23 protein-coding genes and 1 tRNA gene are annotated in these 25,057 nt (G+C 60.3%); 4 read left to right on the forward strand and 20 right to left on the reverse strand.

The genetic code is table 11. The features are described from left to right. Positions 1 to 5: 5 nt before the first annotated feature. Genes P0N66_RS06400 through galU form a run of 6 tightly spaced genes read right to left on the reverse strand, consistent with a single transcriptional unit; the run spans position 6 to position 6,673 of the window. Positions 6 to 473 (reverse strand): phosphatidylglycerophosphatase A family protein, encoded by a 468-nt coding sequence (locus P0N66_RS06400; protein ID WP_275803470.1) that lies wholly within the window; start codon positions 471 to 473, stop codon positions 6 to 8. Next, on the reverse strand, positions 463 to 1,707 hold the full coding sequence (gene larC / locus P0N66_RS06405) for a nickel pincer cofactor biosynthesis protein LarC (RefSeq protein WP_275803472.1): 1,245 nt from the start codon (positions 1,705 to 1,707) through the stop codon (positions 463 to 465). Before larC ends, P0N66_RS06400 begins: the two co-directional genes overlap by 11 nt. Then, positions 1,704 to 2,660 (reverse strand): methionyl-tRNA formyltransferase, encoded by a 957-nt coding sequence (gene fmt, locus P0N66_RS06410; protein ID WP_275803474.1) that lies wholly within the window; start codon positions 2,658 to 2,660, stop codon positions 1,704 to 1,706. Before fmt ends, larC begins: the two co-directional genes overlap by 4 nt. Further along, complete coding sequence (gene def, locus P0N66_RS06415) at positions 2,657 to 3,238, reverse strand: peptide deformylase (protein ID WP_275803476.1); 582 nt, start codon at positions 3,236 to 3,238, stop codon at positions 2,657 to 2,659. The genes fmt and def overlap by 4 nt, the downstream gene beginning before the upstream one ends. 6 nt (positions 3,239 to 3,244) lie before the next feature. Continuing rightward, positions 3,245 to 5,788, reverse strand: a complete 2,544-nt coding sequence (priA, locus tag P0N66_RS06420) for a replication restart helicase PriA (RefSeq protein ID WP_275803478.1) — start codon at positions 5,786 to 5,788, stop codon at positions 3,245 to 3,247. 12 nt (positions 5,789 to 5,800) lie between these two features. Continuing rightward, the gene (gene galU, locus P0N66_RS06425; RefSeq protein WP_275803480.1) at positions 5,801 to 6,673 is read right to left on the reverse strand and encodes a UTP--glucose-1-phosphate uridylyltransferase GalU; all 873 of its coding nucleotides are present in this window, start codon (positions 6,671 to 6,673) and stop codon (positions 5,801 to 5,803) included. Between the two features lie 121 nt (positions 6,674 to 6,794). Here galU and tilS point away from each other — a divergent pair, with 121 nt between their 5' ends. From tilS to pyk, 3 genes are all read left to right on the forward strand, one after another. Next, entirely contained in the window at positions 6,795 to 7,988 is a 1,194-nt protein-coding gene (gene tilS, locus P0N66_RS06430; protein WP_275803482.1) for a tRNA lysidine(34) synthetase TilS, read from the forward strand. An 80-nt stretch (positions 7,989 to 8,068) separates the two neighbouring features. After that, positions 8,069 to 8,145: transfer RNA gene (locus P0N66_RS06435), tRNA-Arg, on the forward strand. A 130-nt stretch (positions 8,146 to 8,275) separates the two neighbouring features. After that, positions 8,276 to 9,760 (forward strand): pyruvate kinase, encoded by a 1,485-nt coding sequence (gene pyk, locus P0N66_RS06440; protein ID WP_275803484.1) that lies wholly within the window; start codon positions 8,276 to 8,278, stop codon positions 9,758 to 9,760. On the opposite strand, the gene wrbA is transcribed toward pyk, so the two are convergent. From wrbA to P0N66_RS06495, 11 genes are all read right to left on the reverse strand, one after another. Next, on the reverse strand, positions 9,757 to 10,368 hold the full coding sequence (gene wrbA / locus P0N66_RS06445) for an NAD(P)H:quinone oxidoreductase (protein WP_275803486.1): 612 nt from the start codon (positions 10,366 to 10,368) through the stop codon (positions 9,757 to 9,759). The genes pyk and wrbA overlap by 4 nt on opposite strands. Then, positions 10,365 to 12,716, reverse strand: a complete 2,352-nt coding sequence (locus tag P0N66_RS06450; protein WP_275803488.1) for an ATP-binding protein — start codon at positions 12,714 to 12,716, stop codon at positions 10,365 to 10,367. Before P0N66_RS06450 ends, wrbA begins: the two co-directional genes overlap by 4 nt. Further along, entirely contained in the window at positions 12,716 to 13,765 is a 1,050-nt protein-coding gene (locus P0N66_RS06455; RefSeq protein WP_275803490.1) for an ABC transporter substrate-binding protein, read from the reverse strand. The genes P0N66_RS06450 and P0N66_RS06455 overlap by 1 nt, the downstream gene beginning before the upstream one ends. A gap of 184 nt (positions 13,766 to 13,949) precedes the next feature. After that, positions 13,950 to 15,113: a c(7)-type cytochrome triheme domain-containing protein gene (locus P0N66_RS06460; RefSeq protein ID WP_275803492.1), complete on the reverse strand. Its 1,164-nt coding sequence runs from the start codon at positions 15,111 to 15,113 to the stop codon at positions 13,950 to 13,952. Positions 15,114 to 15,339: 226 nt separating this feature from the next. Further along, the gene (locus P0N66_RS06465; protein WP_275803494.1) at positions 15,340 to 16,536 is read right to left on the reverse strand and encodes a rhodanese-like domain-containing protein; all 1,197 of its coding nucleotides are present in this window, start codon (positions 16,534 to 16,536) and stop codon (positions 15,340 to 15,342) included. 221 nt (positions 16,537 to 16,757) lie between these two features. Next, a complete protein-coding gene (gene nrfD, locus P0N66_RS06470) occupies positions 16,758 to 17,918 on the reverse strand; it encodes an NrfD/PsrC family molybdoenzyme membrane anchor subunit (protein WP_275803496.1) in 1,161 nt (386 codons plus the stop codon). Positions 17,919 to 17,930: 12 nt separating this feature from the next. Further along, positions 17,931 to 18,500 (reverse strand): 4Fe-4S dicluster domain-containing protein, encoded by a 570-nt coding sequence (locus tag P0N66_RS06475; RefSeq protein WP_275803498.1) that lies wholly within the window; start codon positions 18,498 to 18,500, stop codon positions 17,931 to 17,933. A 3-nt stretch (positions 18,501 to 18,503) separates the two neighbouring features. Continuing rightward, positions 18,504 to 20,702, reverse strand: coding sequence for a molybdopterin-containing oxidoreductase family protein (locus P0N66_RS06480; protein WP_275803500.1), 2,199 nt, complete (start codon positions 20,700 to 20,702; stop codon positions 18,504 to 18,506). 49 nt (positions 20,703 to 20,751) lie between these two features. Beyond that, entirely contained in the window at positions 20,752 to 21,264 is a 513-nt protein-coding gene (locus tag P0N66_RS06485) for a molecular chaperone TorD family protein (protein ID WP_275803502.1), read from the reverse strand. A gap of 80 nt (positions 21,265 to 21,344) precedes the next feature. After that, positions 21,345 to 21,689, reverse strand: a complete 345-nt coding sequence (locus tag P0N66_RS06490; RefSeq protein ID WP_275803504.1) for a hypothetical protein — start codon at positions 21,687 to 21,689, stop codon at positions 21,345 to 21,347. A gap of 606 nt (positions 21,690 to 22,295) precedes the next feature. Then, complete coding sequence (locus P0N66_RS06495; RefSeq protein WP_275803506.1) at positions 22,296 to 22,892, reverse strand: TetR/AcrR family transcriptional regulator; 597 nt, start codon at positions 22,890 to 22,892, stop codon at positions 22,296 to 22,298. Between the two features lie 428 nt (positions 22,893 to 23,320). Between P0N66_RS06495 and P0N66_RS06500 the strand changes: the two genes are divergently transcribed. Next, a complete protein-coding gene (locus tag P0N66_RS06500; protein WP_275803508.1) occupies positions 23,321 to 23,533 on the forward strand; it encodes a cold-shock protein in 213 nt (70 codons plus the stop codon). 90 nt (positions 23,534 to 23,623) lie between these two features. Here the strand turns inward: P0N66_RS06500 and P0N66_RS06505 are convergent, their stop codons facing one another. From P0N66_RS06505 to P0N66_RS06515, 3 genes are all read right to left on the reverse strand, one after another. Then, positions 23,624 to 23,995, reverse strand: coding sequence for a hypothetical protein (locus P0N66_RS06505; RefSeq protein WP_275803510.1), 372 nt, complete (start codon positions 23,993 to 23,995; stop codon positions 23,624 to 23,626). 5 nt (positions 23,996 to 24,000) lie between these two features. Continuing rightward, positions 24,001 to 24,267: a DUF6763 family protein gene (locus tag P0N66_RS06510; protein WP_275803512.1), complete on the reverse strand. Its 267-nt coding sequence runs from the start codon at positions 24,265 to 24,267 to the stop codon at positions 24,001 to 24,003. 191 nt (positions 24,268 to 24,458) lie between these two features. Next, positions 24,459 to 24,917 carry a universal stress protein gene (locus P0N66_RS06515; protein WP_275803514.1) on the reverse strand — a complete coding sequence of 153 codons (459 nt, stop codon included), beginning with the start codon at positions 24,915 to 24,917 and terminating at the stop codon, positions 24,459 to 24,461. Positions 24,918 to 25,057 lie beyond the last annotated feature (140 nt).

The raw sequence follows: 25,057 nt of genomic DNA on the forward strand, positions 1-25,057 counted from the left end.
TATTATCAGCCGGCAATACCGGGGAACAGGTAAAGCAGCAGGTGGATGCAGCCCAGGGCGTAAAGGCCGGCCAACAGGTCGTCCATGACAATGCCCAGGCCGCCGTGGCAGCGCTGGTCGATTAAACGGATGGGGAAGGGCTTGAGGATGTCGAAAAAACGGAAAAACACAAAGGCCAGCAGCCAGGCCAGGGGGGTGGCCGGCACGGCGATGAGGGCGATCAGCATGCCGGCCACCTCGTCAATCACCACCATGCCTGGGTCGGGGCGGTCGATAATCTTCTCCGCCATGCCGGAGATGAGTACCGCCAGCCCGATAATCGCCGCCAGGCTTAAGGCGTAAAGTTCCAGCGGCAGGTCCATGATGGCCCAATGGACGGGAAAGGCCGCCAGGGTGCCCCAGGTGCCGGGGGCCTTGGGCAGTCGGCCCAGGCCAAAGCCGGTGGCCAGTAGCATGATCAGCTTATCCATCATAATCCTCTTGGGCAGAATCCTCCCGGGCAGAACCCTTGCGAATAGAATCCTCCCGGGGTTGGCACTGCTCCGGCGGCATGGCCGCTACCAGGGTATGGATTTGCAGCAGTGGCACCTGGTACTGCAAGGCCGCCTGCCGGCAGGACTCGTATTCGGGGTATATCACTACCCCCCGGGGGGTGGTGACTTTTTTGACGGCAATTTCCCCCCAGGGGGTGGTAACCGTACCCATTTCCCGGGGCAGGGTCAGGCGCTGTTCCCAGCGGAAACGAAGGCCGATGGCGGTGGTTTCGCTGAGCAGGCATTCTTTCAGCTGCCGGGCTTGGGCCGGGTCGGCCAGCACCCGCAGCAGATAACCGGGGCGGCCTTTTTTCATCAACAACGGGGTCAGGGAGACGTCCAGGGAGCCCAAGGTTAGCAGCCGTTCACAAAGATGGGGAAAACTCTCCGCCGACCAGTCGTCGAGCTGGGTTTCGATTACTTCGATGCTCTGGGCCTCCGCTGGTTGCTCCGCCGTGCCGACCAGCAGCCGCAACAGGTTGGGTTTACCGTCGGGGCGCTGCTTGCTGCCGGCGCCATAGCCAAGGTGGCGAATGGTCATGGGCGGCGGCGGCCCGCATGCCGTGGCCAGGGCCTTGACCAGGGCCGCCCCGGTGGGGGTCACCAGCTCCATCTCCAGATCCAGACCGTAAGTTGGCAGATCCCGCAGCAGTTCCATGGTGGCGGGGGCCGGCAGAGGCAGGGGACCGTGGCTGGTGTGCACCCAGCCCCGGGTAAGGGGCAGCGGGGAACAGAGCAGGCGGTCGATCTTGAAATAGGCCAGGCCAATGGCCGCCCCGACGATATCAACCAGGGAGTCCACCGCGCCGACCTCGTGGAAATGCACCTCTTCCACGGCAACGCCATGCACCCGGGCCTCGGCTTCGGCCAGGTGCTGAAAGATCGGGATGGCCTTTTCTTTGACCTCCTGGTCCAGTTCCGCCGCCGTGAGCAGCTCCCGGATCTCCCGCCAGGTGCGCGGAGGCTGTTGGCCGGTCAACTTGACCTGGAAGTTTAAAGCGCTGATGCCGCCCTGGCTGGTCCGCTGCCCTTCCAGTTCGTAACCTTTAAGAGGCAGCCCGGCCAGTTGCCGGCGAAGATGCTCCAACGGCAACCCGGCATCCAGCAGGGCGGCCAGCAGCATATCCCCGGCCAGGCCGGAAAAGCAATCCAGATATGCGATGTTGCCCGTCATGTGCCGAAACGTTGGCCGGACTTTAAGGGGTGGCCGCGGTGAAAGTCGCTTATCTTCAGCCGCTTGCCACCTTCTCGCTGGATTTCCTCCACCAGCAGGCAACCCTTGCCGGTGGCGATCCCCAGCCGGTCATATTCCGGCTGCAGCATGGTGATGGTGCCAGGTTCCGCCCCGGCGGGTTCGGTGGCCGTGGTCGGCAGGAAAAGCCGGATGCCCTGGCCTTCCAGGGTGGTCCGGGCCAGCGGCCAGGGGTCCAGGCCGCGAATCAGGCAGGAGATTTGGTTGGCCGACAGGCTCCAGTCGATATTACTCATGGTCTTGCACAGCGGCGGGGCCGTGGTGGCCAGGCGATCATCCTGTTTAACGGGTGGCAGTTGTCCGGCCTGGAGCAGCTCCAACGCCTCCACCAGGGCTCGGCCGCCCACCTGCGACATTTTGGCCGCCAGGCTGCCGCTGGTGTCATCCGGGGCGATGGCCAGACGGCGCTGCAGAAGAATGTCGCCGGTATCCATGCCCTCGTCCATCTGCATGATGGTTACCCCGGTTTCACTCTCGCCGTTTAAGATCGCCCACTGGATGGGGGCCGCCCCGCGGTAGGCCGGCAACAGGGAGCCGTGGATATTGATGGTGCCCAGCGGCGGCAGGTTTAACAGCGGGCCGGGCAGGATCCGGCCGTAGGCGGCCACAACCAGTAGGTCCGGCTGGTAACTCTTTATTTCCTCAAGGAATTCTTTGGTTTTTATGTTGCTGGGCTGCAGCACCGGGATCCCCCTGCCGACGGCCAGTTCCTTGCTCGGCGGCGGGCTGAGTTTTTTACCCCGACCCTTGGGGCGGTCGGGCTGACAGACCACCGCCACCACCTCTTCGCCATGGTCCAGCAGGGCCTGCAGGGGGGCGACGGCAAACTCCGGGGTGCCCATGTAGATGATGCGGTAAGGCCGGCTCCGGCTCATGATTCTTCCGCCTGGATAATTTTTTTCAGTTTTTTGCGGTATAAGGAGCGTTTAAGGGGGCTGATGCGGTCGATAAAGAGGGTGCCGTCGAGATGGTCCAGTTCATGCTGGATCACCCGGGCAAAAAAATCCTCGGCGGCAAAATCAAGCGGTTGGCCGTCCAGATCCTGGGCCTTGACCCGGACCCTGGCAAAACGTTTGACGTTGGTGGCGTATTCAAGGACGCTGAGACAGCCTTCCTCGTCAACCTGTTGCCCTTCGGCCTCGACAATCTCGGGGTTGATCAGCACCAGCGAGGGCGCCAGCGTTTCCTCGGAGGCAGCCGAAGCACCGGCGTCGCTCTGCTCCTCGGCCAAAGCAGCTCGCTGTTCATCGGACAGGGTTACCCGGCCGGCGATCACCACCACCCGCAGGGGCACCCCGATTTGCGGTGCCGCCAGTCCCACGCCCGGCGCCGCATGCATGGTTTCGATCATGTCGGCGGCCAGTTGGCGCAGTTCATCGTTGAATTCGGTCACCGGCCGGGCCTTGCTCTTCAGCGAAGCCACCGGAAATGTGACAATGGGTTGGATAGCCATGGGGTTCTATAGCATATTTTCGGGATCAACGTCCAGACTCAATTTGACCGTGGAAGAGCCGGCCAGGCGGGTATATTCGCCCAGCAGCGCCTGGCAGAGCCGGTGCAGGGGGGCCACCCCCTGGCCTTTGAGCAGCAGCTGCCAGCGGAAGCGGTCTTTGAGGCGGGACAGCGGCGCCGGAGCCGGCCCCAGCACCCGGGTGGCGGGATCGGCGGCCTGCCGGGCGAACTCCCCCAGTTTCTGGGCCAGTTCTTGTACCTTCTCTTCCTTTTCGCCGTCGAAACGGAGGTTGATCAGCCGCCCCCAGGGGGGAAAGCCCAAGCGCCGACGCAGGGCGATCTCCTGCTCAAAAAGTCCCTGGTAATCGTGGGCCTGGGCCAGGGCGATGCTGTAGTGCTCACTCTGCAGGGTCTGGACCAGCACCCGGCCCGGTTGCTCCCCCCGGCCGGCCCGGCCGGTGACCTGGGTGAGCAGTTGAAAGGTGCGCTCCGCCGCCTTGTAGTCGGGAATTCCCAGCCCGGCGTCGGCCCAGACGATGCCCACCAGGGTGACTTGGGGGAAATGGTGCCCCTTGGTGATCATCTGGGTGCCGATGAGGATATCCACCTCCTGGTCCCGCACCGCCTTGAGCACCTTGAAAAATTCCTTGCGGTCACGGCTGGTGTCCTGGTCCAGGCGGGCCAGGCGGGCGGCGGGGAAGTGGCGGCGCAGTTCTTCCTCCAGGCGTTCGGTGCCAAAACCTGCCGGTACCAGGGTGCCGGAGCGGCAATGGGGACACAGGCTGGCCCGGGGCTGGCGGTAGCCGCAGTGGTGGCAGAGCAAGGCATCGGCCTTTTTGTGGTAGGTCAGGCTGACCTGGCAGTGGCGGCACTGCACCGGCCGGCCGCAATCCTTGCAGAGCACCAGGTTGGCAAAGCCCCGGCGGTTGAGGAAGACCAGCGACTGGTGGCCGGCAACCAGATTCTCCTTCAGCGCCCGCACCAGTTGGGGGGAAAAGAGCGGCGGCAGGCCGGAGACGGTTTTGACCTCTTTGAGATCGACGATCTCCACCGTCGGCAGCGGCCGGTCCTCCACCCGGCGGGTCATCTCCAGCAGTTCAAATTTACCCTGTCGAGCGGCGTGGTAGCTGCTCACCGCCGGAGTGGCCGAACCCAGGATGACCGTTGCCTGCTGCTGCAGGCCGCGCAACAGGGCCAGGTCGCGGGCGTTGTAGCGCAGGCCTTCCTCCTGCTTGTAGGCCGGGTCGTGCTCTTCATCGACGATGATCAGGCCGGGGGCGGGCAGGGGGGCGAAGATGGCCGAACGGGCGCCGATGGCGATTTTGGCCTCGCCGCCCAGCAGCAGGCTCCACTGGTCGAAGCGCTGGCCGCCGGACAGCCCGCTGTGCAGCAGGGCCACGGCGTTGCCGAAGCGGGAGCAGAAATGGCCCTCCAGTTGGGTGGCCAGGGCGATTTCCGGCACCAGTACCAGTACCTGGCGGCCCTGCGCCAGGGTGGCCTCGGCGGCCCGCAGGTAGATTTCGGTCTTGCCGCTGCCGGTAATGCCGTGCAGCAGAAAGGGGGCGTACTCCCGGCGGTCGATGGCCGGCGTCAGCCGAGCCATAACGGTACTCTGTTCGGCGGTGAGCTGTTCGGGCCGGGGAAAAAAGGGTGGTGCATCCCCGAAGGGATCGCGGTACAGGCGCTGTTCAAAGGTGCTGATCAGGTTGCGGGTCAGCAGCTCCTTCAAGGCTCGGCCGGCGCCGGGGTAACGCTTGAGCAGCTCCCGCCGGGGGACGCCGCTGGGGGTGTTGTGGCCATTGGAGGCGCTGGGGTCGCCGGGGTCGCCGGGGACAGCGGGCTCGCCGGAGGCACCCGGGCCGCCGGAATTGCCACCGGCCAGTTCCCGGAGCAGCTCCAGGGTTTTTTGTTCCGAGGGTTTGAGCGGGACGGATTGCTGATTTTGCGGGATAATGATGGTTTCTGTTTTGGCCCGTACACTTTCCCGGCGCAGCCGGTTGTCGATCTCGATCAGACCCTCTTCCTGCCAGCGTTTGAGTTCCGGTGGCCGTCGGCGGATCACCGTGGCACTTTTGGCGGCGCTCAACTCGCCCCTGGTCAGCAGTTCGGGCAGCCAGTCGGGGGGCGGAGAGGGGGCGCGGCGCTTGCTTCCGGGAGATTGGGCAAGAGAGGGCAGTTCTTCGGCGCCCCGGTCGGTGAGCTTGATGATCCGGGTGCTTCGGCGGCTGAGACCGGCGGGCAGGGCGTGCTGGATCACTTCCCCGATGGGATGGTGGTAGTAGTCGGCGATCCAGCGGAAAAAAGGCACCATGGCGGCGGGGAACAGCGGTTCGTCGTCCAGCACCGCCAGGGCGGCTCGCAGGGCGTTGAAGGCCGGCGGTTCGGTGTGGCAGGCCAGCAGGTAACCGGTAACCTGCCTCCGTCCCAGCGGGACCAGCAGGCGATGGCCGGGGGCCAGGCGCTTTACTCCCGGCGGTGGGGCGTAACTGAGGGGCTGATGAATGGGGGCCGCCACCGCCACTTCAAAATATAGGGGAGTATCGTCGCTCATGAAAGGTGATGCTTAAAGGGAGGTGCAGATCTCCTTGAGGTGTTTGCGGAACCCTGGTCCCAGGGATGGGTGGCAGCGGGCAAAGGCGACGATGGCCTTCAGGTAGCCCAGCTTGTCGCCGGCATCGTAGCGGGTGCCTTCAAACTCGTAGGCGTACAGGGGGCGCTTGTTGGCCAGGGCCATCAGGGCGTCGGTGAGCTGGATCTCACCGCCGTGGCCGGGGGTGGTTTGTTGCAGCAGGGAAAAAATGTCCGGCTGCAGCAGATAGCGGCCGATGATGGCCAGGTCCGAGTCGGTGGTGCCGGGGGGCGGTTTTTCCACCATCCGCCGCACCCGGTGCACCCGCTCCTGTACCGGTTCGCCTTCAACAATACCGTACTGGCCGGTCTCCTCCGGGGACACCTTCTGGATGGCGACGATGGACTCCTGCACCTCCTCGTAGAGGTTGAGCATCTGCCTGCAGCAGGGCAGGTTCTCGGAGAGCACCAGGTCGTCTCCCAGCAGCACCAGGAAGGGCTCGTCACCCACCACGTTGCGGGCGCTCCAGATGGCATGCCCCAGCCCCAGGGGCTTTTTCTGGCGCACGGCGATGATGTCGATGAGGTTGGAGATATGGCGCACCTCTTCGTACAGTTCGGGCTTGTTTTTCTCCCGCAGCAGGGTGTCCAGCTCGAAGTTGTAGTCGAAGTGGTTTTCGATGGCCGACTTGCCCTCGCTGGTGACAAAGATAATCACCTCGATGCCGGAGTTGACCACCTCTTCCACGATGTACTGGATGGTGGGTCGGTCGACGATGGTCAGCATCTCCTTGGGGATGGCCTTGCTGGCCGGCAGAAAACGGGTACCCAGGCCGGCGACGGGAATTACGGCTTTGCGAACTTTCATTTTGATTCTCCTGGTTGACAACAAGGTTTGCCTGGCATCGGCGAAACATTAACTATAATATGTTGCACATTGTCCATCTTAGCAACCGTTTTGAAGCGCCCACGGTGGACGGCAGATTAACTTGAACGGCTTGAAAAGCATGCACCCGTTGGAGAAAAAAGTCAAAAAAAGTATTGTCGACCATGGCCTGTTGGTGGCTGGTGATTTGGTGGTGGCGGGGACCTCCGGCGGGCCGGATTCCATGGCCCTGCTTCATGCCCTCAAGGCTTTGGGGGCAACCATGAACTTCGGCCTGCTGGCGGTCTATGTCGATCATGGCCTGCGGCCGGCAGAAAGCCGGGGGGAAGAGCAACTGGTGGCGGCGGCGGCGGCCGAACTGAATATTCCCTGGCGCAGCGGCCGGGTGGCGGTGGCCGATCATGCCCGGCAGCATGGCCTTTCCTTGGAACATGCGGCCCGGGAGTTGCGTTATCGTTTTTTCGCGCAAGTGGCGGAAGAAACCGGGGCGGCCCGGATCGCCGTGGCTCATACCGCCGATGACCAGGCGGAAGAGCTGCTGCTGCGCCTGCTGCGCGGCACCACTCGGGGCGGTTTGAGCGGCATGGCGCCGCTGGCCCGCGAGTGCATTATCCGACCGTTGCTGGCGGTGAGCAAGGCCGAGGTGCTGGACTATCTTGCTCAGCGTGGCCTGGCCTTTGCCGAGGACAGCTCCAACCACGACCGGCGCTTTGTTCGCAACCGGGTGCGGCTGGATCTGGTGCCCTGGCTGGAGCAGCGGTTTAACCCCCGGTTGCGGGAAACTCTCTGTCATACCGCCACCGTGTTGCAGGACGAGGAGGAACTGCTGGCCGTCATGGCCGACCAGGCCTACCGGCAAGCCGTGACCGCTGGACAGGCGCTGGTTGCCAGACAAAATGCGGCCGCAGGTCAGGCGATGGCGGCGTCGACCACGGAGCAGTCTGTGTTTGGCGACCCATTGTGTCAAGTTAAAGCCGGGTTAGGCAGCGACGGGCTGGGCAAGGCCGGGACGAGCCAAGCCGCACCGGCGACCCTGGCTCTCTCCCTGGCAGTGTTTGCCGCCCAACCCCGGGCCCTGCAGCGCCGCCTGCTGGAAAAGTCCCTGCTGGTCATGGGCCTTAAACCCGCCGGTCGCCAGATTGAGCAACTGCTGCACGGCGCCGGCCGGGGTGGCCAAGGGGTGATCGGCCACCTGGCCGCCGGCATCACGGTTTACAAAAAGGCCAAGATTCTGGCTTTTTGCCGCGAGATACCGGGTCAGCGCCGTCGCCCCCCGCCCAGCGCCCCAAAACCTTAATAGCCTAAAAAATCTTTACGCCCAGCCCGATCCGTGGTAATGAAGCGTGCAACCCGTCACGGCGGGGTAACACCATAAGTGGGCGGGTAGCTCAGCTGGATAGAGCGTTAGCCTCCGGAGCTAAAGGTCGTGGGTTCGAATCCCGCTCCGCTCACCACGAAAATTGAAGGGAAATCGGATTGTTTAATCTGGTTTCCCTTTTTTTGTTTTTTGGGCTGAATTTAGGTACTGTGGTTATGGCCTTTGGGGATAAAAAGACGGATCGCTAACAGCAGTGAGGTTTGGGGATGACGGAGCAGTTTGAAATAGGGGTGGCAGCGGCTGATGTGCGGCCGCGGCGGACCAAGATTGTTTGCACCATCGGGCCGGTTACCGCCTCCTTTGAGGCTATCTGCCGGCTGGCGGTGCAGGGGATGAATGTGGCCCGGCTCAACATGTCCCACGGCAGCCGGGAGTGGCATCGGGGGGTGATTAGCAACATCAAGCGCTACAACAAAAAACATGCCGGCTCCCTGGCGGTGCTGCTGGATACTCGGGGGGCGGAGATTCGCAGCGGTGATCTCAAGCAGGATATTGTACTGCGGGTGGGCGATGGGCTGACCCTGACCACCCGGCGCCAGGCCGAACTGGAGCCCGGCTGCGTGGAGGTCAGCCACGACGGTTTCGTGGCCGAGGTGACGCCGGGGGATATCATCCTGGTGGACGGCGGCATGCTGCGGCTCAAGGTATTGGAGGTGGGGCGCACCGATGTCCGTTGCGAATCCCTGGACGAGGGGGTGCTGGGCTCCCGCCGTCACCTCAATATCCGGGGTAAAAGTGCCGACTTGCCGGCCATCACCGAGCAGGACTGGGCCGATATCGAGTTCGGCATGGCGCAGCGGGTGGACTTCATCGCCCTTTCCTTTGTCCGTACCGCCGAGCCCATCCAGGTGGTGCAGCAGCACCTGGCGGCCAGGGGCGTGACCATGGAGGTAATGGCCAAGATCGAAAGCGCGGCCTCCATCTCCCAGCTTGATGCCATCATCGCCGCCGCCGACGGGGTGATGGTGGCCCGTGGTGATCTGGGGGCCGAGTTGCCCTATGAAGAAGTGCCGCTGCTGCAGGATGAAATCGTCGCCAAGTGCCGACGGGCCGGCAAGCCGGTGGTGGTGGCCACCCACATGCTGGAGTCGATGATCGTCAACCCCACCCCCACCCGGGCCGAGGTCACCGACATCACCCATGCCGTACAGCAGGGGACCGATGCCATCATGCTCTCCGGGGAAACCGCCACCGGCCGTTACCCCTACAAGGCCCTGGAGGTCATGGATGCGGTGGCCCGGCGCATCGAAAGACACCAAGAGCAGCAGGGACGCCAGGCCGGTTTTGGTTGCGCCTGTCAGTTGGGGCTTCAAGGCGGCGGCAGTGACCGCCTCCGCTCCAAGATGGAGATTTCCCGCAGTGCGGCGATTTTGGGCAACAACCTGGGGGCCGCCGGCACTCTGGTCATCACCCGCCGGGGGCTGATGGCCGCCCTGCTTTCCAACTGCCGGCCCGCCGCCCCCATCCTGGCCTTTACCAACACCACCCATGTGCGCCGCCGGCTGGGGATTTACTGGGGGGTGCAGGCCTTTGTGGTCAAGCTTTCCAGCGACCCGGAGGTTTCCATCCAGCGGGCGGTGGAGCAACTGCAACGCAAGGGGATCATCCGCCGGGGGCAAAGGATCATCGTGCTCTCCGATATTCTGGCCGGCGGCCTTTTCGTGGAAACGGTGCAGGTGCGGGTTATTTAGCTACTGAGTTTTTTCGCAATTTTAGCCACGTGTTCCCCCTGGAAGCGGGCGCCGGCCAGTTCGTTGGCGCTGGGCTGGCGGCTGCCGTCGGCCCCGGCGATGGTGGAGGCCCCGTAAGGAGAGCAGCCGGAGATTTCGGTGGCCTCCATCTGGCCGCTAAAGCTGTAGGGCAGCCCCACGATCACCATGCCGTGGTGCAGCAGGGTGGTGTGGAAGCTGAGAATGGTGGATTCCTGGCCGCCGTGCTGGGTGTTGGAACTGGTGAACACACTGCCGGCCTTGCCCACCAGGCTGCCCTGGGCCCAGAGTTGGCCGGTGGCGTCGAGAAACTGCCGCATCTGGCCGCACATGTTGCCAAAACGGGTGGGGGTGCCGAAAATAATGGCATCGGCCTCGGCCAACTCTTCCGGGCTGCAGACGGGGATGCTTTCCTGTTGTTGTTGCGCCTCCGTCGCCCCCATTTTAGCCAGCACCTCGGCGGGCAGGGTTTCCGGTACCCGGCGCAGGATCACTTCCGCCCCCTCCACCTGGCCGGCTCCCTCGGCCACGGCTTGGGCCAACTGCTGGATGTGGCCGTACATCGAGTAGTAGACGATCAGTACTTTCATTTTGGATCCTCCTTGTGGCTTTCAGTTGATGCTGTAAGCACCTTTTCCAGTTCCTTAAGCATGTAAGGCTTGCTGATAACGCCGTTAAAACCATATTTTTCCGGGTCGGCCATGATCGGGTCGTTGGCGTAGCCGCTGGAGACGACCACCCGGGCTCCGGGATCCAGCCGGCGGAGCTCCTGCACTGCCTCCTTGCCGCCCATACCGCCGGGGATGGTCAGGTCCATGATCACCAGATCAAAGGGGTTTCCCTCTTCCCGGGCTTTGTGGTAGGCGGCGACGGCCGCCTCCCCGTCCGCCGCTTCCTGCACCTGGCAGCCCAGCTGCTGCAGAATCTTTGCCGCCACCTGCCGTACCATCTCTTCGTCATCCATCAGCAACACCTGCAGCGGAGAGGTCCGGAGAGGCGGGGGATGATCATCGACGGCGGGCAGGGAACCGGGGTCGGTGGCCGCCGGCAGCAGGATGGTGAAGGTGGCGCCTCGGCCCGGAGTCGAATCCACGGTAATTCTACCATAATGCTTCTCAATAATGGAATGGCAGACCGCCAGCCCCAGGCCGGAGCCTTTTTCCTTGGTGGTGAAGTAGGGGTCGAATATTTTCGCCTGGTTCTCCATGTTGATGCCGCCGCCGCTGTCGCTGATGCTGATTTCCACATAACCGTCGGCGGGCAGGTTTTCCATCGGGCCCCGGTTGCGGCAGCTCACGGTGATGGTGCCGCTGCCGTTGATGGCCTCCCGGGCGTTGATGATGATGTTCTGGATCACCTGGCTGATCTGGCCGCTGTCCACCTTGACCAGTTTTAAATCTTGGGGAATTTCATAGGTGCAGCTCACCTCGCTGCCCCGCAGGACAAAATCGGCGGAGTCGCGGATGATGTCGGCAATGGAGGCGGTCTGGCGGATGGGGGCGCCGCCCCGGGCAAAGGTCAGCAACTGCTGGGTCAATCCCCGGGCCCGTTGCGAGGCTTTTTTACCCTCCTCGATCAGGCTGCTGGCCTGGTGTTCCGGCCCCAGCAGGTAGCGGGCCAGCTCCAGGTTGCCCAGGATGGCGGTGAGAATATTGTTGAAATCGTGGGCAATGCCGGCGGCCAGCACCCCCAGGGATTCCAGTTTTTTGGCCTTGAGCAGTTCGGCTTCGGTGCGTAAAGCCTCGCTGACATCGCGGAAGACCAGCACCACCCCGATGATCTCACTGTTGAAGTCGCGGATGGGGGAGCCGCTGTCGGCGATATGGTACCGGCTGCCGTGGCGCGAGATCAGCACGGTGTGGTTTTCAAGCTCCACGTTGAGGCCGGTCTGCAGCACTTTCTCCACCGGGTTGGGGCACGGCTCACCGGTGCGGTCGTTGATGATCCGGAACACCTCCGGCAGCGACCGGCCCCGGGCCTCGTCCTGGGACCAGCCGGTGAGCCGCTCGGCCACCAGATTTAACAACACCACCCGGCCGTCGGTGTCGGTGGTGATCACCCCGTCGCCGATGCTGCGCAGAGTCACCGCCAGGCGTTCCTTTTCCGCCGCCAGCTCAGCCTCCCGCCGGCTGATGATTGCGACCTGCTCAGCGGCCTCCCTGGCTCGCCGCTGCAGAGTAGCGACCATGCTGACCAGGCTGTCGCGCAGGGTGGCAAGTTCCAGGATAAAACCGGAGCGAGGCGGCTGGGACTGGTCATCGTCAAAACCTTGGCTGGCATAGTGGTTGAGTTGAATGATGGGCCTGATCAGGTAACGCTGCAGGCCGTAAACGAACAGCGCCGCCACCAGCAGCACCATCGCCAGCACCGTTAAATTGATCTGCAGAAACATATGTTTGGGGGCAAAAAGCTCGTCGTGACTGATGGTCAGACCGACATAGCTTTCCCATGGCTGGTAATACTCAAAGGCCGCCAGTTGCCGACCGACGGCGTTGTCGTAGGTGATAATATGCTGGCCGGGCGATGTGGTGTTAAGGGTGGTCAGAAAATCGTGGAAATGGGGGTCGTTGTCCGCCGCAAATTCCTTAGCCAGCAAAATTTCGCCGCTCCGGTTCACCACAAAAACCGAACCGCTGTCCCGGTAGCGATAAGCTTTAAATTCGTTCAGGGCCAGATTCTTGATCTCCCGCTGGTGCACCAGGCTGTCTTCCAGGCCAATGCGGTACAGGGTTTCATAGCGGCGGTCCACCGGCTCCAGCAGGGCCAGCAGCTTGCTGTGCAGCAGCTCACCGCCCATTTCATGGATGTTGCGGTCCATCAGGCGGGTGCCGGCCAGCAGCAGGGGCAGGGAAATGGTGATGATCAGCAGCAGCATGGCGCCCAGAAAAAAGGTGCGGATGGAGCCGGTGGTGGTCGGCGGCGGCGAATTGGCCGTCATTATCTTACCACCATGTCCACCGCCTCAAGAGCGGCAAAGGGAATATTAATACCCAGTTTCCCGGCATTACGAAAATCGATAAAGGCCATCTGGCGGGCCGGCCGGGGGATTACCTCGGTGATGGCGCTGCGGCCGTCAAACAGGTCGGCGCTGATTTCCGCCGCCTGGCGGCCGGTATAGCTGAAGGGATTAAAAAGCCCGGCCAAGGTGTTATCGACGGCGGTGAAGTCGGCGATATCCTCGATTTCGATGTCCGGAGTGAAGGCGGTGATCACCGGCAATTCACTGCCGGCCAGGGTACGGCGATGGGGCAGGTAGCCAACAATGCCGCCGTAGGCGCCGATATTGCCCTGTCTCAGGGCGGTAAGCACCGGTTCAAGGCCCTGGGCCAGATCCAGGTAGTGGAGATTGATACCGTAACGGGACGGTGTCGGAAGTTGGCGGTAGGCCCGGTAAAAAGATACATCTGCCGGGATGCGGGAGTCGTAAATAAAGGCGTAGTCGGTAAGCTGCGGCATCAAAAGGCGGGCCAGGCGGAGAATTTTCTCCGGCGGGTACATCAGATACATCCCGGAAAGATTGGTGTTGGGCGGCTCCTGCAAGGAGGGCAGCGTTCGGCGGGCGACGCTGTCCAGCACCGGCACGAAGAGCTGGGGGGTGTCGGTATGCTGCAGAATTTCCCGGGCCACCATGGAGATCCAGCCACTGGTGATGAACAGGTCGGCCTGCTCAAGATGGCGCTCTACGGCGGCGATGACTTCCGGTATTGATTCCTGGTCGGTGGTGGTGGTTAAAACATCGATATAGGTCAGCTCCCGCCCGGCCCGGTAGCCCAGTTTGGCCATGGTATCCTGATAGGCTTCCACCACGGGGGTAAAGTGATTGGGCTCGATGGGGTAGCGGATGAACACCACCGTTTTGGGCTCGGCCATGGCCGACACGGGCAGGGCACCAAGCATCCCCGTCAAAACAAGGCTCAACAGCAGCAGCCGGAGCAGCGTCCGGGCCGGGTAGACGGTTCTTGTGCTGTGCTCCTTCGCTCCAGGCATTTGCTCTCCCGGTGGTTGAGTTATTGGTCGTCTGCCAAGGCGAAGCCTCTCGGTTGGTCCGGTTCGCTCAGCCGCGTCTGCCACTGAGTGTACCTGAAGGCGGGGTGGCTGTGAAGAGCAAAAAAAAACGCCCTGGCAAGCAACTGGCTAACCGGGGCGTTTTAAGCAAAGTGAAACAAAAAGGTTACTTATGACACCTGGCGCAGGCGGTGGCGGCAAAGGCTGCCTGGCCGTTGTGGCAGGAGCCGCAGAACTGGCCCTGGTACATCTGGTTCATGTTCATGGGTGTGGCGTGGGCCTCCATGGTCCAGGGTTCGTTATGGCAGGTGTCGCAGTTGAAGGCCATGCCGTGGAAGCTGTGGTTGAAGTCCACCGGGGCAAAGCCTTCCATGGTGTAAGTAATGGGCTCCTGGGGCATGGGGGCCTGGCCGTGGCAGGAGTTGCAGTCGTAAGAGGCCATCCGGCCGTTGTGGCAGGAGTAGCAGTAATTGCTGCTGGTGTGATCGTCAAAGCTGATTTCGCTGACCCCGACCTTCATGGGGAAGAGGTCGGTATGGCACTGGTCGCAACTGAACATGGCGCCGTGGGTGTCATGCCGGAAGCTAACGGCGCTGTCGCCTTCACCCATGACGATCTCCGACATGGAGATTTCCCCGGCCTGTTCGCGGTGGCACTCGCTGCAACGGTTCAGGTCCACCGCCGCCCGGTACTCCCCGCCGTGTACCATTCGATGATGACAGTCCATACAGGTCAGGCCGGCGTTGATGTGCCGTTGGTGGTTGGGGTCGATGTCGCTTTTCAGCTCGTCGGTGAAGATATCGCGCATGCCGCGCTCCTGCCGGAATTCCGGATTCTCCACCGTGTCCAGCAGCCGGAACTTATGCCCGATGGACATCAGGCGTTCGGAGCGGATTTTCTGATTGACGCTGTCGGTATGGCAGAACAGACAGGTGGTGGAAGGCACCAGGTTGGCGGCATACTGGGGATCGTCGATGGCCTTGTTGAGAATTTCAAGCTTGTATTCTTCGGAGTGAAAGATCTCCACGTAGGTGTCGTACAGGCCGCCTATCTTGGCCTTCTTGTAGCCGAAGATGCCCGGTTCGCCATGGCAGTCCAGACATTTGACGCCGGCTTCGGCGTGGATGTTCTGGCGCCAGGTGTGGACCTCGCTCAGGGCGCCGGTGCCGGTGCCGGGATGGCACATCTCGCAGAATCCGGGCTCACTGGTCATGTGCATGGCCTGCAGGTTGACGTAGCTGAAAACGGCGATAAAGGCGATTAAAATGACAATGCTGGTTTTGGGACGTTCATTGACAAATTCTTTGACTTTACGAAATAGTTTTTTCATCGTCGTTTCCCGGAATTATGGCAATTTAATGGTGCTGGGGTGACACCACGTGGGTGCCTGACCACTCTCTCAAACTGCCTCGTTTACCAAATCCCGGGAACAAAGTCAAGCTGGCGGTGCCCGGTGGTCGCTTACAAAAAAACCACGGAACCGGGTCGCCGAGAGGAGGAAGCGACCCGGCCCGTGGCCGGGGTAAAGCTAACTAACTGGTGCTGTCGTTTACCGCTTACTTGACGGTGAAAGTACCGTCCGCGGCGTACGCAATCCCCTGGTTCAGGTACTGGACCCCGTGGGGGTTGCTGTAAAGTTCGGGTTCATCGAGCATGATGTCGCTGACCATGAAGAAAACCCCGCCGGAACGGGCGCCGGTGGCGCAGATGATGATCACCCGGCGATCAGTGGGCAGTTTGGCCATCGCCCCTTCGAGATCCGCATAAAAATCCCCGTCGGGAATGTTGATGGCGCCGGGAATACTGCCCTCGGCAAATTCCCGCTCACTGCGCACGTCAACCAGGGCCACGTCGTCGGCCTTGACCGCCGCCATGAAATCTTCCGGGGTAATGGTTTCCGGCAGGGCGTCGGGATCCACCTCGGCCATTTCCACTCCGGCGGCCTCGTAACCCCACAGCGGCAGATCGGCCTTCTTCCAGGCCGGCACCCCGGCGGAGTAAACAAAGACCTTGGTGTAGCCAAGCTCCAGGGCGGCCTTGGCCGAGTTATGGCTCAGGTCGCAGTGGTGACCGCCGCAGTAGAAGATCAGCGGCAGGTCCTTGTCCGCCGGCAGCAGGCCTTTCTTCTGTTCAAAGAGCACCCAGGGGATCGAGACTGAGCCCGGGATGTGCTCACCCTGATGCACCCGGGGGGGCCGGGAGTCGATCAGGACAAAGTTTTCCCGATCGCTGGCCTCCACCAGCCGCTGGACATGGGGGGTGTCGGTGATGCGATAGTTGCCGGCTTTAGTCCAGAAGGGTTCGCCTTCGTAGTATGCACGGATATCGGTGAAACCATGTTCTTGGGCGACGACCGCCGCCTCTGCGGTGAAGGGTCAGGTGGGCCCTCCGCAGTAAAAGATCAGGGTCCGATCTTTGGGGAGCTTGGGGATATCCTGGGCAAAACGCGGGGTGGGGATGTTGATGGAGCCGGGAATGGTGCCTTCATTGAAACGTACGGGCGGCCTGGTGTCGATGAGCAGAAAGCTGGTGTTTTTTTTCAGCGTTTCTTCAATCAGCGGCGCATCGCCGTACTCCTTGGCAAACAGGTCCATCAACTGTTGCGTGGTGATCCGCAGTTTGGGATCCTGCTCCACCGCCTTGGTGTGGCCGGCCGCCGAGGGGGCGACCGCCTGGCCCGAGGTGGCGGCGCAGCCCGCTGCAAAGAGCAGGAGCAGAACCGCCAGGGCGCTGGTTAAAAAACGTGGCTTCATGGTAGGCCTCCTTGTGCGTTGTGTGTTTAAGGGCCGGCGCGACCCTTTCGCGCCGGCCGTGGTCAACGGCTTTATTTGGTTGTTACTGTCCGGCAGTACCCCCGAAAGCGGCGATCAGGTCGGCTTGAGTACCTGATGTACGCTACGCCGACTTGGCTTACCGCAACCTGGGGCACGGCTGTTCAGTTACCTGCCGGAATGAGCTGGATAGTTATATTTGGTCAATGGTTGTCTGCGTCCAGGTTGAAAAAACGGCCGGCCAGGATATAAAGCAGCAAACACAGGCCCATCCCACCCAGCACAATGGCGATCTCGGTCAGCGAGGGGGTGTAGCTGAGCAGTCCGCTGGCACCCACCGCGTCAACATCGGAGCGCAGGGGAACTAGCTGGCCGGTGACCACCAGGTTGTAGCGCATGAAGAAGATCCCGATCATGCTGCTCAGGGCGGCCCAGGTGGCGACCTTGAGGTTGCGCCCCCCGGTGGCCAATAGCAGGATGAAAGGCAGCAGCATCCCCAACAGAATCTCAAACCCCCAGAAGCTCCAGGAAAGTGGGCCGCTGAGCAGGATCATCATCGCCTCGTATTTTCCCGGGGCGCCGCCATAAACCGAGGTCAGTACCTTCCAGGCCTCGAAGAAGAGCAGGATTCCCAGCAGCATGGCGAAAAGGCGGCTGATGGAAACCAGGGTCTCGCTGATCCGGACCGGCATCTCCTCCCGGGCGTAACGCACGGCGTAAAGCAGCAGGATGATGGCGCAACCGGTAACGGCGGCGGAAAGAATGAAATAAATCGGCAGAAAGGGACCATGCCACCAGGGACGGGCGTCAAGATAACCGAAAACCGCGCCTAAGTTGGAATGGGCCGCCACCCCGGCGATGAAGCCCGCCAGGCCCAGGTAACCGGCCCATTTGTGGTTGACCTTGATCATAAAACGGAACTCCAGCAGGATAAAAACCAGGTAGAGCCCGTAAAGGGTGCCCATCCACCAGATGGCGGCGGCCAGGTTGGGGGTCAGGATGTTGTAGATCAGCATCCGGAAGGGATAGCCGATTTCAGCGGCGATCACCGCGAAACCGGAAAGCAGGGTGATGATGGCCATGGCAATGGCCCGTTTGCCGATCACCTCGAACTGCTTGATGCCGAAAACATGCCCCAGTGACGAAACCAGGCAGAGCCCGGTGCTGGAGACCACGAAGAAGATGTAGGTGGAAATCAGGATTCCCCAGGGCACCTGCCGGTAAATGTTGTAGGCGTCATGGCCCTGGATCAGGTAATTGGCCAGCCCGACCAGCCCGATCAGGCACAGAACCCCGGTGGTCAGCAGCCAGGCCAGGTCGCCGCGGGAATTTATCAATTTGCCGTTAATGGTAAGAGTGTTCATGCCGACCCCCTGTTATGAAAGATAGAAAAGACTGGGTTTGGTGCCCTTCTCCGGCTTGAGCACGTAGTAATGGTGCCGGGCCAGCAACCGGGAAACTTCGCTGTCGGGGTCGTTGAGATCCCCGAACACCCGGACCTTGGTGGGGCAGGTATCAACACAGGCCGGCAGCTTGCCTTGGGCAATCCGGTGGGCGCAAAAGGTACACTTGTCGATCACCTTGGTCTGGGGCGACTTGAAACGGGCATCGTAAGGGCAGGCCAGGATACAGGTGGCGCAGACGATACAGCGCTTGTAGTCGATGGCCACCAATCCCTCCGGTGTCTGGTAGGAGGCGCTGGTGGGGCAGACCTTGACACAGGGCGGATTATCGCAGTGTTGGCACTGGCTCGGTTCAAAGCGTTGCTTGAGGTGGGGAAAGGTGCCTTCCACGCCCTTGGAGGTGATCCAGTTGCGATAAACCTGCCGGTCGGTGCCGGCGTCAATCTTGTTTTCCCGCTTGCAGGCAACGTCGCAGGCCTTGCAGTCGATGCACTTGTCGGGGTCTACCACCATGACCCACCGTTTTTTTCTCTCTTGCGACATGGTTTAGACCCTCCTGATTTCGACAATGGTTTCATGCATCAGGGCATTGCCGGAGATCGGCTCGAAGTGGGATTCCAGGATGGCGGCCTGGGAGGCTCCCCGTTGATAAACCAGGGGCTTGCCCGGCGAAATGCCGCCGTAACCCGGGGCGTAGTAAACGCAGTCGGGACGAATCCCTTCGGTGACCTTGGCCTTGACGGTGACCTGGCCGCCGCTGCGGTTTTGCATCCGTACCGTATCACCGTCCTTGATCCCCAGCCGGCGGGCCGGTTCGGGGTTGAGCCAGACCGCGTTTTCCGGCAGATGCCAGTTGAGCTCGGGAAAAGCGGCGGTCATGGAGTTGGTGTGGATGGCATGGCGACCAACCAGGAAGCGGAAACGGTCATCGCCCGGCTCTTCGGGCCGGCGGAACACCGGTAGCGGGTCGAGCCCCCGGCCGGCAAAATCTTCGCTGTAAAGCTCGACCTTGCCGGTGGCGGTGTTGAATCTTCTTCCGTCTTGCCGGTAGGCCCCGAATTCCACCTTGGGGATGGCGAAAAAGGCTTTTTTTCGCAGTTGTTCCCAGGCGCCGGGGTGATCGGCGAGCGCGTCGCGGGCATGATCTTCCGGAGTTCCTTCGAAATATTCGTTCAGCGGAAAGCCGTCCTCGTCTTCAAAATAGGCCCCCAGTTCGGTGACGATCTCAAAGCAGGGCTTGGTGTCGTAAAGGCGGTCGATGAGGGGTTGGCGAAAGACCACCGTGGGTTCGATGCCGCCCATGCCGTAGGCGTTGGGGGGATCGAAGCGCTCCAGGTAGTTGCTCTCCGGCAACACCACGTCGGCATGCCAGGCGGTTTCGCTCATGACGGTGTCGATGCAGACGATGATATCCAGCTGGTCGAACAGCTCCAGGCTTTTGTCGCGGTTCGGCACCGATTCCAGCACGTTCTGCTTGTAGATGAACAGGCCGCGAATGCGGTAGGGGTCGGCCTTGAGGGCGCGATCCCGCCAGGCTACCCAGGAGCCGTCCCGGGGGTTGAGAAAAATAACGTCATCGCTTTCCAGCCGGGGTCGGGACTGGCTGTACCAGGCCGGTTCATAAAAATAAGAACGCATGGGGACGTTGGTTGCCGGCAGCAGTCCGCCGGGGCGGTCAAAGGCCCCGATCAGGGCGTTGACGATGGCAATCGCCCGGCGGGTCTGTACCTCTTCCCCCTGCCAGGAGGAGCGTCGGCCGGGGTAGAACACCGAATGGGGGGTGGTGGCCAGCTCCCGGGCGATCTGCCTGATATCGACGGCGGCAATCCCGGTTTCACCTGCAGCCCACTCAGGGCTGTATTGCTTGACGTGTTCGGTAAGTTCCGCCAAGCCGGTGCAGAAATTATCCACAAAGTCGCGGTCGTAGAGATTTTCGGCGATTATCACGTGGGCCAGGGCCAGGGCGAAGGCCATATCGGTGCCCGGTTTGATGGGCAGCCACTGGTCGGCCTTGGCGGCGGTTTTGGTAAAGCGCGGGTCGAGATAGATCAGTTTGTAGCTGCCCTTGGGGCGGCTGAAGATGTCCATGGTGTCCGGGGTGAAGATGGCCTCGGCGCGGTTGGCGCCTGCCATGATCACGTAACGGGCGTTTTTCAGGTCGGTTACCGGATAAGTGCCGAATACCGATTGAAAGCCGCGAATTACCGAGCTTAAGCAAAGAGTTGGATGGCGCAGGGAGTTGGGGGAGCCAAAAACTTCGCGGAACTGATTCCAATAATGCTCCTGAAAAGTGCCCTCCGAGGAGGCAAAGCCGATGCAGGAGCGATGGCCGTCTTCTTCTTCCACCACCTGATTGGTTTTGTCGGCGATATATTTATAAGCCTCTTCCCAGGTGGCCTTGCGCCATTTACCCTCACCCCGCTTACCGGTGCGGATCATGGGGTACTTGACCCGGTCGGGGTCGTACGGGGTCCAGGCGCCGGCGTTGCCCCGGGCGCACATCATGCCCCGGGACTTGGGGAAATCAGGTTCCGGCTCCAGGCGTTGAATCACTCCGTTGACCACCTGGCCGCGAAAGACGCACTTGCTGGTGCAGATGGCGCAACTGGAGTTGACGTAGCGCACTTCCCCGGCTCCGCTTTTAGCCTCGGCCTTGCGGACAAAGCGTAGCCCCGCCGACCCTGTTCCAAGGGCACCGAGACCGGCCACCGAACCGGCCAGGAATTTTCTTCTCGAGACTTTCATGGTGCTCCATCTCTCCTTTACTTATGTTGTTTTGGTCTTGCCCGGTTGGTCAGTTGTCCAGCCGGCTGTTGCCGCCGTGGCTTAAACCCGCCAGGATTTCCTTGAGTTCAGCTGCGGCGGCGGCGTAGAAACCCACCTCGTCGTGTTCTTCCAGGGCGGCGGCGAAGCGTTCCGGCCATTCCTGGTAATACCTTTCCAGTAGCGAATTAATGTCCAACCCCGGTGACTCCTTGGCCTCGGCCAAAAGCAGGGCCAGCGTTTCCAGCATGGCGGGAATATGGTCGGGCGGATGGCCGGAGCTGATAACAATACCGCGTTCAAGACAGATACCGCTGAAATCGATCATGAACTGTCGTCGGTCATGCTGATCCAGGTAATGGCCGGCGTAAGGCGGGGCTTTAGTGCCGCCGCGGTCGTTGATAAACAGCCGCACATGGGTGTTTTCCAGCTGATCAAGTTGTAAGTTCAATTGCTGCGCCAAGGCGGCGGATGGGTAGTCGAAGCAGCCGGCGAGGTTGAGCAGTTGCCGGGGGGCGGGCGTGGTGTGCGAAGTTGCTTCCATGTTTTTTCTCCACATTTGAAGCATGGCTGGGTGAAAAAGCCGATGGCCGTCGAATTTATGCTTCGACGGCCATCATCAGATCAACCACAGGATTCCGGTTTCTGGTTCATGGGGTCATCGGAATCACTGGCATGCTCATGGAGAAAGAGGAAAATGTGCTTCGCTACTCTGGCGTTAATACCGCTGCCGCCACAGGGCAGCTTGTCCTTGGCGGTGGTGAACATTTCCCGCCACTCTTCCCGGGTATGGGCGCCGGGCACCGGAATTTCTTCATCGCAGGTGCGGGCTTGCCCGGTGAACCAGGCCCATTGGCCGCGCTCCTTGTTGGCATTTTCAAAGCCGTCAAGGTCCCAGGCCAGGGCCAGGCCGGGCAGGGTGGCGAGAACAAAGGCGGTGATCAGGGCGAGTGAGAGTAAGCGTTTCATGTCGGTCTCCTTTTGTGAAAGATTGTTCTTTTTGGTTTAGGAGGAGGAGCGCCACCTCCTGTTGCCTTACGTTTACGTCGCAGATTTAAAAATATATTGCAACTTAATGACTACAGCCCCCTGAAAAGAGAACATTCTTTCTTGTTGGACGGCTAAAAAAAACATCTCGCCGATGTTCACTGTTTACATACTGGTTTGCCTGGCCAAGTTTCATTTTGTTAATACTTATGCTACCTGGTGCCAAGATAGAAAAACCATCTAACAAAGTCAATAGAAAAACTGTTCTTTTTGTTTTTATTTACTGTGGTGGTTGACTTTAAAAAGACACATTGTGTCAATGCTTTATCGTTCGAAAAGCTAGCGTGTTGGGCTCTTAACTGTGCTACATTGCGAAGAGAAATGAGGGCAATCAAGTTGTGCTTGGGTGGCCATTAAAATAGTATGGCGCACCATCGCCTGACAGTAAACTGCGGTCGTTTTGTGGGGTAACTATGATAAACAGCGAAGTACCACGTGATTACACGTGTCAGGGGCTGCTGGAAGGAATTGGGAGATGGCAGATCGTGGTACCGGAGTAAACCGAAAAACAAAAAAGGTGGTTGGCGGCTAAGCCTTAATGGCCGCCCAGGCGTTGGCCATCAGTTGTTCGGTATGGGCGGTGAGCGGATCGTGCAGCACGCATTGAATGCGGAGCTGGGCCGGGCGAAGGATAGCGCCGGTGAAGGAAACGGCGGTGAGAAAGACATCACCGGGTTTGACCTCTCCCGTTTCCATGCCTTCAGCGATGATCCGGCGGATGACCTGAAAAGGCTCGGTGAAGCATACCGGGGCGGCATCTTCCATGAATTCAGCGTGCTTCATGAACAGCAGGTATTCCATCATCGGCGGGTCTTTTTCGGTGAGCTCGTAAATTACCTCGGCAAAGGCCCGCAGTTTGGCCTGGGTGGTTTCCCGTCCGTGCAGGCGCTGGAGGAACATCTCGTTGAAATCGCCCAGGGTTTTTTTGTGCAGCACCTTGGCCAGGTTTTCCTTGCTGCCGAACAGGTTGTAAATGGCGCCGGTACTGACCCCCGAGCTGTGGACAATGTCCGGAATCGATACCCGGTAGTAACCCTTTTCCACAAAGAGCTTGCGGGCGCTGTCAAAGATTCGGCGGGCCTTGTCTTCGGGATCGATGGTGCGTTTTCTTTTTTCGGAAGTCATTTGCGCGCCGGAACCTTTTAAAGTTTGCATGTTGCTCGGTGAATTCATAGTTTACGGGAATTTTAATAAGGAGTTGCTGTTGTTGTGCCGCGGTAGCCATTGTCCGTGGCAAACAGGGTGGCTGACCTCCCCGGGGTCGCCGTAGCCGGAGGGCATATATAGGCAATTTGTACGATTTTTGCAAAGCAAATTAGACCCTATGAACCCGGATGGCAAGTGGTTTTATGTGGTTCGGCTCAAATGGCGTTTGTTCCCCGTGGTTAAGGGGAACAAGCCAAAAACAGTACCACAGATTAAAAAAAAACTTGCTTCGGTCGAAAAATCTCTTCATCATGCCTTTTATGTGGATTTGCGTGATCTTGAGTTTACGGATTGCGGATAGGGTGGCGTGAGGGCGCCGGAAATTCAGTGGCAAGGAGTGAAGGGTTATGTCGGAACGAATCAGTGGCCGGGTAAAATGGTTTAACGCTCCCAAAGGATTTGGTTTTATCGAACGGGACAATGAATCGGATGTGTTTGTGCACTACCGGGGAATCCGGGGGGAGGGGTATCGATCGTTACAGGATGGGCAGAGTGTCAGCTTTGCGGTGGTGGAGACCCCCAAAGGGTTGCAGGCTGAAGATGTGGATGTGATTGACTGAGGATCTCCGTCCAATTCAGTCAGTAAAAAAAAAGCCCGGGAAAATCCCGGGCTTTTTTGTGGGCAACCGTGGCGCTTAATAAACCGGCGATTACATCCTGATCTTGGCGTTGGTCTTTTCAGGGTGTTTTTCCAGGTGTTTGAAGCGGTTCTGCGCCGTCTGGGCCAGGCGGCCGACGACGTGGGGTAAATCCGAGTTATCCCATATTTCCATAAAGTCCGTTCTGCTTTTCAGGTGTTCCGCCACGGTGAAGGCGGGTGCTCTGTTTAGTGCTTCGGGATTGAGTTTGATATCTTCATATTCGGTTTTCAGCTTGTCGCCGAAAATTCTGATCAGCAGTTGCCCGGTGGTCTGGGCGAAGACCTTCTTCACGTCTTCGGTGGATTCCGCCTTGCTGATTTTGTTGCGAAAGTCCGGCAGAAGTTCGTTTTCGTCCTTGCTGAAAGAAAGTTGGATGGTCATACGCCTCATTCCTCCTCGATTTCGCTGGGTTCTATATCGAGATCATCTTCGTCGTCAAAGGTGCCGTAACCCCCGGTCCACTGCTCCGGCGGATCAATGGGGTCAGCCCCCAGGTCCTCCCAGGTTTCCAGTTCAAGTTCTTCAAGCCGGTCGTCGTCGTACTGGATCTCCACCATGCCCTCCTCTTCATCCACCGTCACCACGGTAAAAATTTCGCCGGAGGGAAGTTCGTACCAGTTTCCTTCAATGGGCTCATCGGCGTCGGAAGACATGTGCTCATCCTTTCAGGTTAGGGTTTACAATTAAAGGTTGTTGTTATGAAAAAAGAGAAAATTGGCATGGTCGTCGGGGCGGGCAAGCGGTAGGCAGTGCCGCAGGTTGCGGCAAGCGGACCGGCGCCGCGTACATCAGGTACGCAAGCCGGGCCGATCGCCGCAAAGGTGCGGTGCTGCAGGCCGTTTGCCTAGCGTGGTTTGACGGTCATTACCGGGCAATGCGCCTGCTTCAGCACCCGCTCCGCCACGCTGCCGAAGAGAAACTTGGGCAGCCCCTTGAAACCCTGGGTGGCGATAATGATCAGGTCGCAATTGTTCTCCTCAGCATGGCGGATAATTTCCGCCGCCGCATCGTTGCCGGTGATCACCTTGGCCTGATGCGGCACCCCGGCGGGCATGTTTTCTTCGAGAAAGCTTTCCATTTTCTTCTCAGCATGGGCGTATAGATCCTTGCCCATGGAATCCAGTGGGATATGCGGCACGGCAAAACCCATGTAGGGGGCCAGAGATTCCACCACGTGTACAACTTCCAGTTCGGCCCCCAGCTCCTGGGCGACCTTGCCGGCCTTCTTGATCAACATGATGGAGTTGCCGGAAAAGTCCAAAGGGACCAGGATTTTTTTGATCTCCGGTTCAGGGTTTCCCATGTTTTACCTCCTGCGTCAGGGTTTGAATGGTAGGGTCTGTGTAATCAGCATACAACGAAAGAGTCGGGGAAAAAAAGCAGATATTTAACCGGGCGGCAAATTTGTCGGCACTGCTGACCGGGCATGCCCGGTAGCCGGAT

The organism is Desulfurivibrio dismutans, from assembly GCF_029210385.1.
Lineage (GTDB): Bacteria > Desulfobacterota > Desulfobulbia > Desulfobulbales > Desulfurivibrionaceae > Desulfurivibrio > Desulfurivibrio dismutans.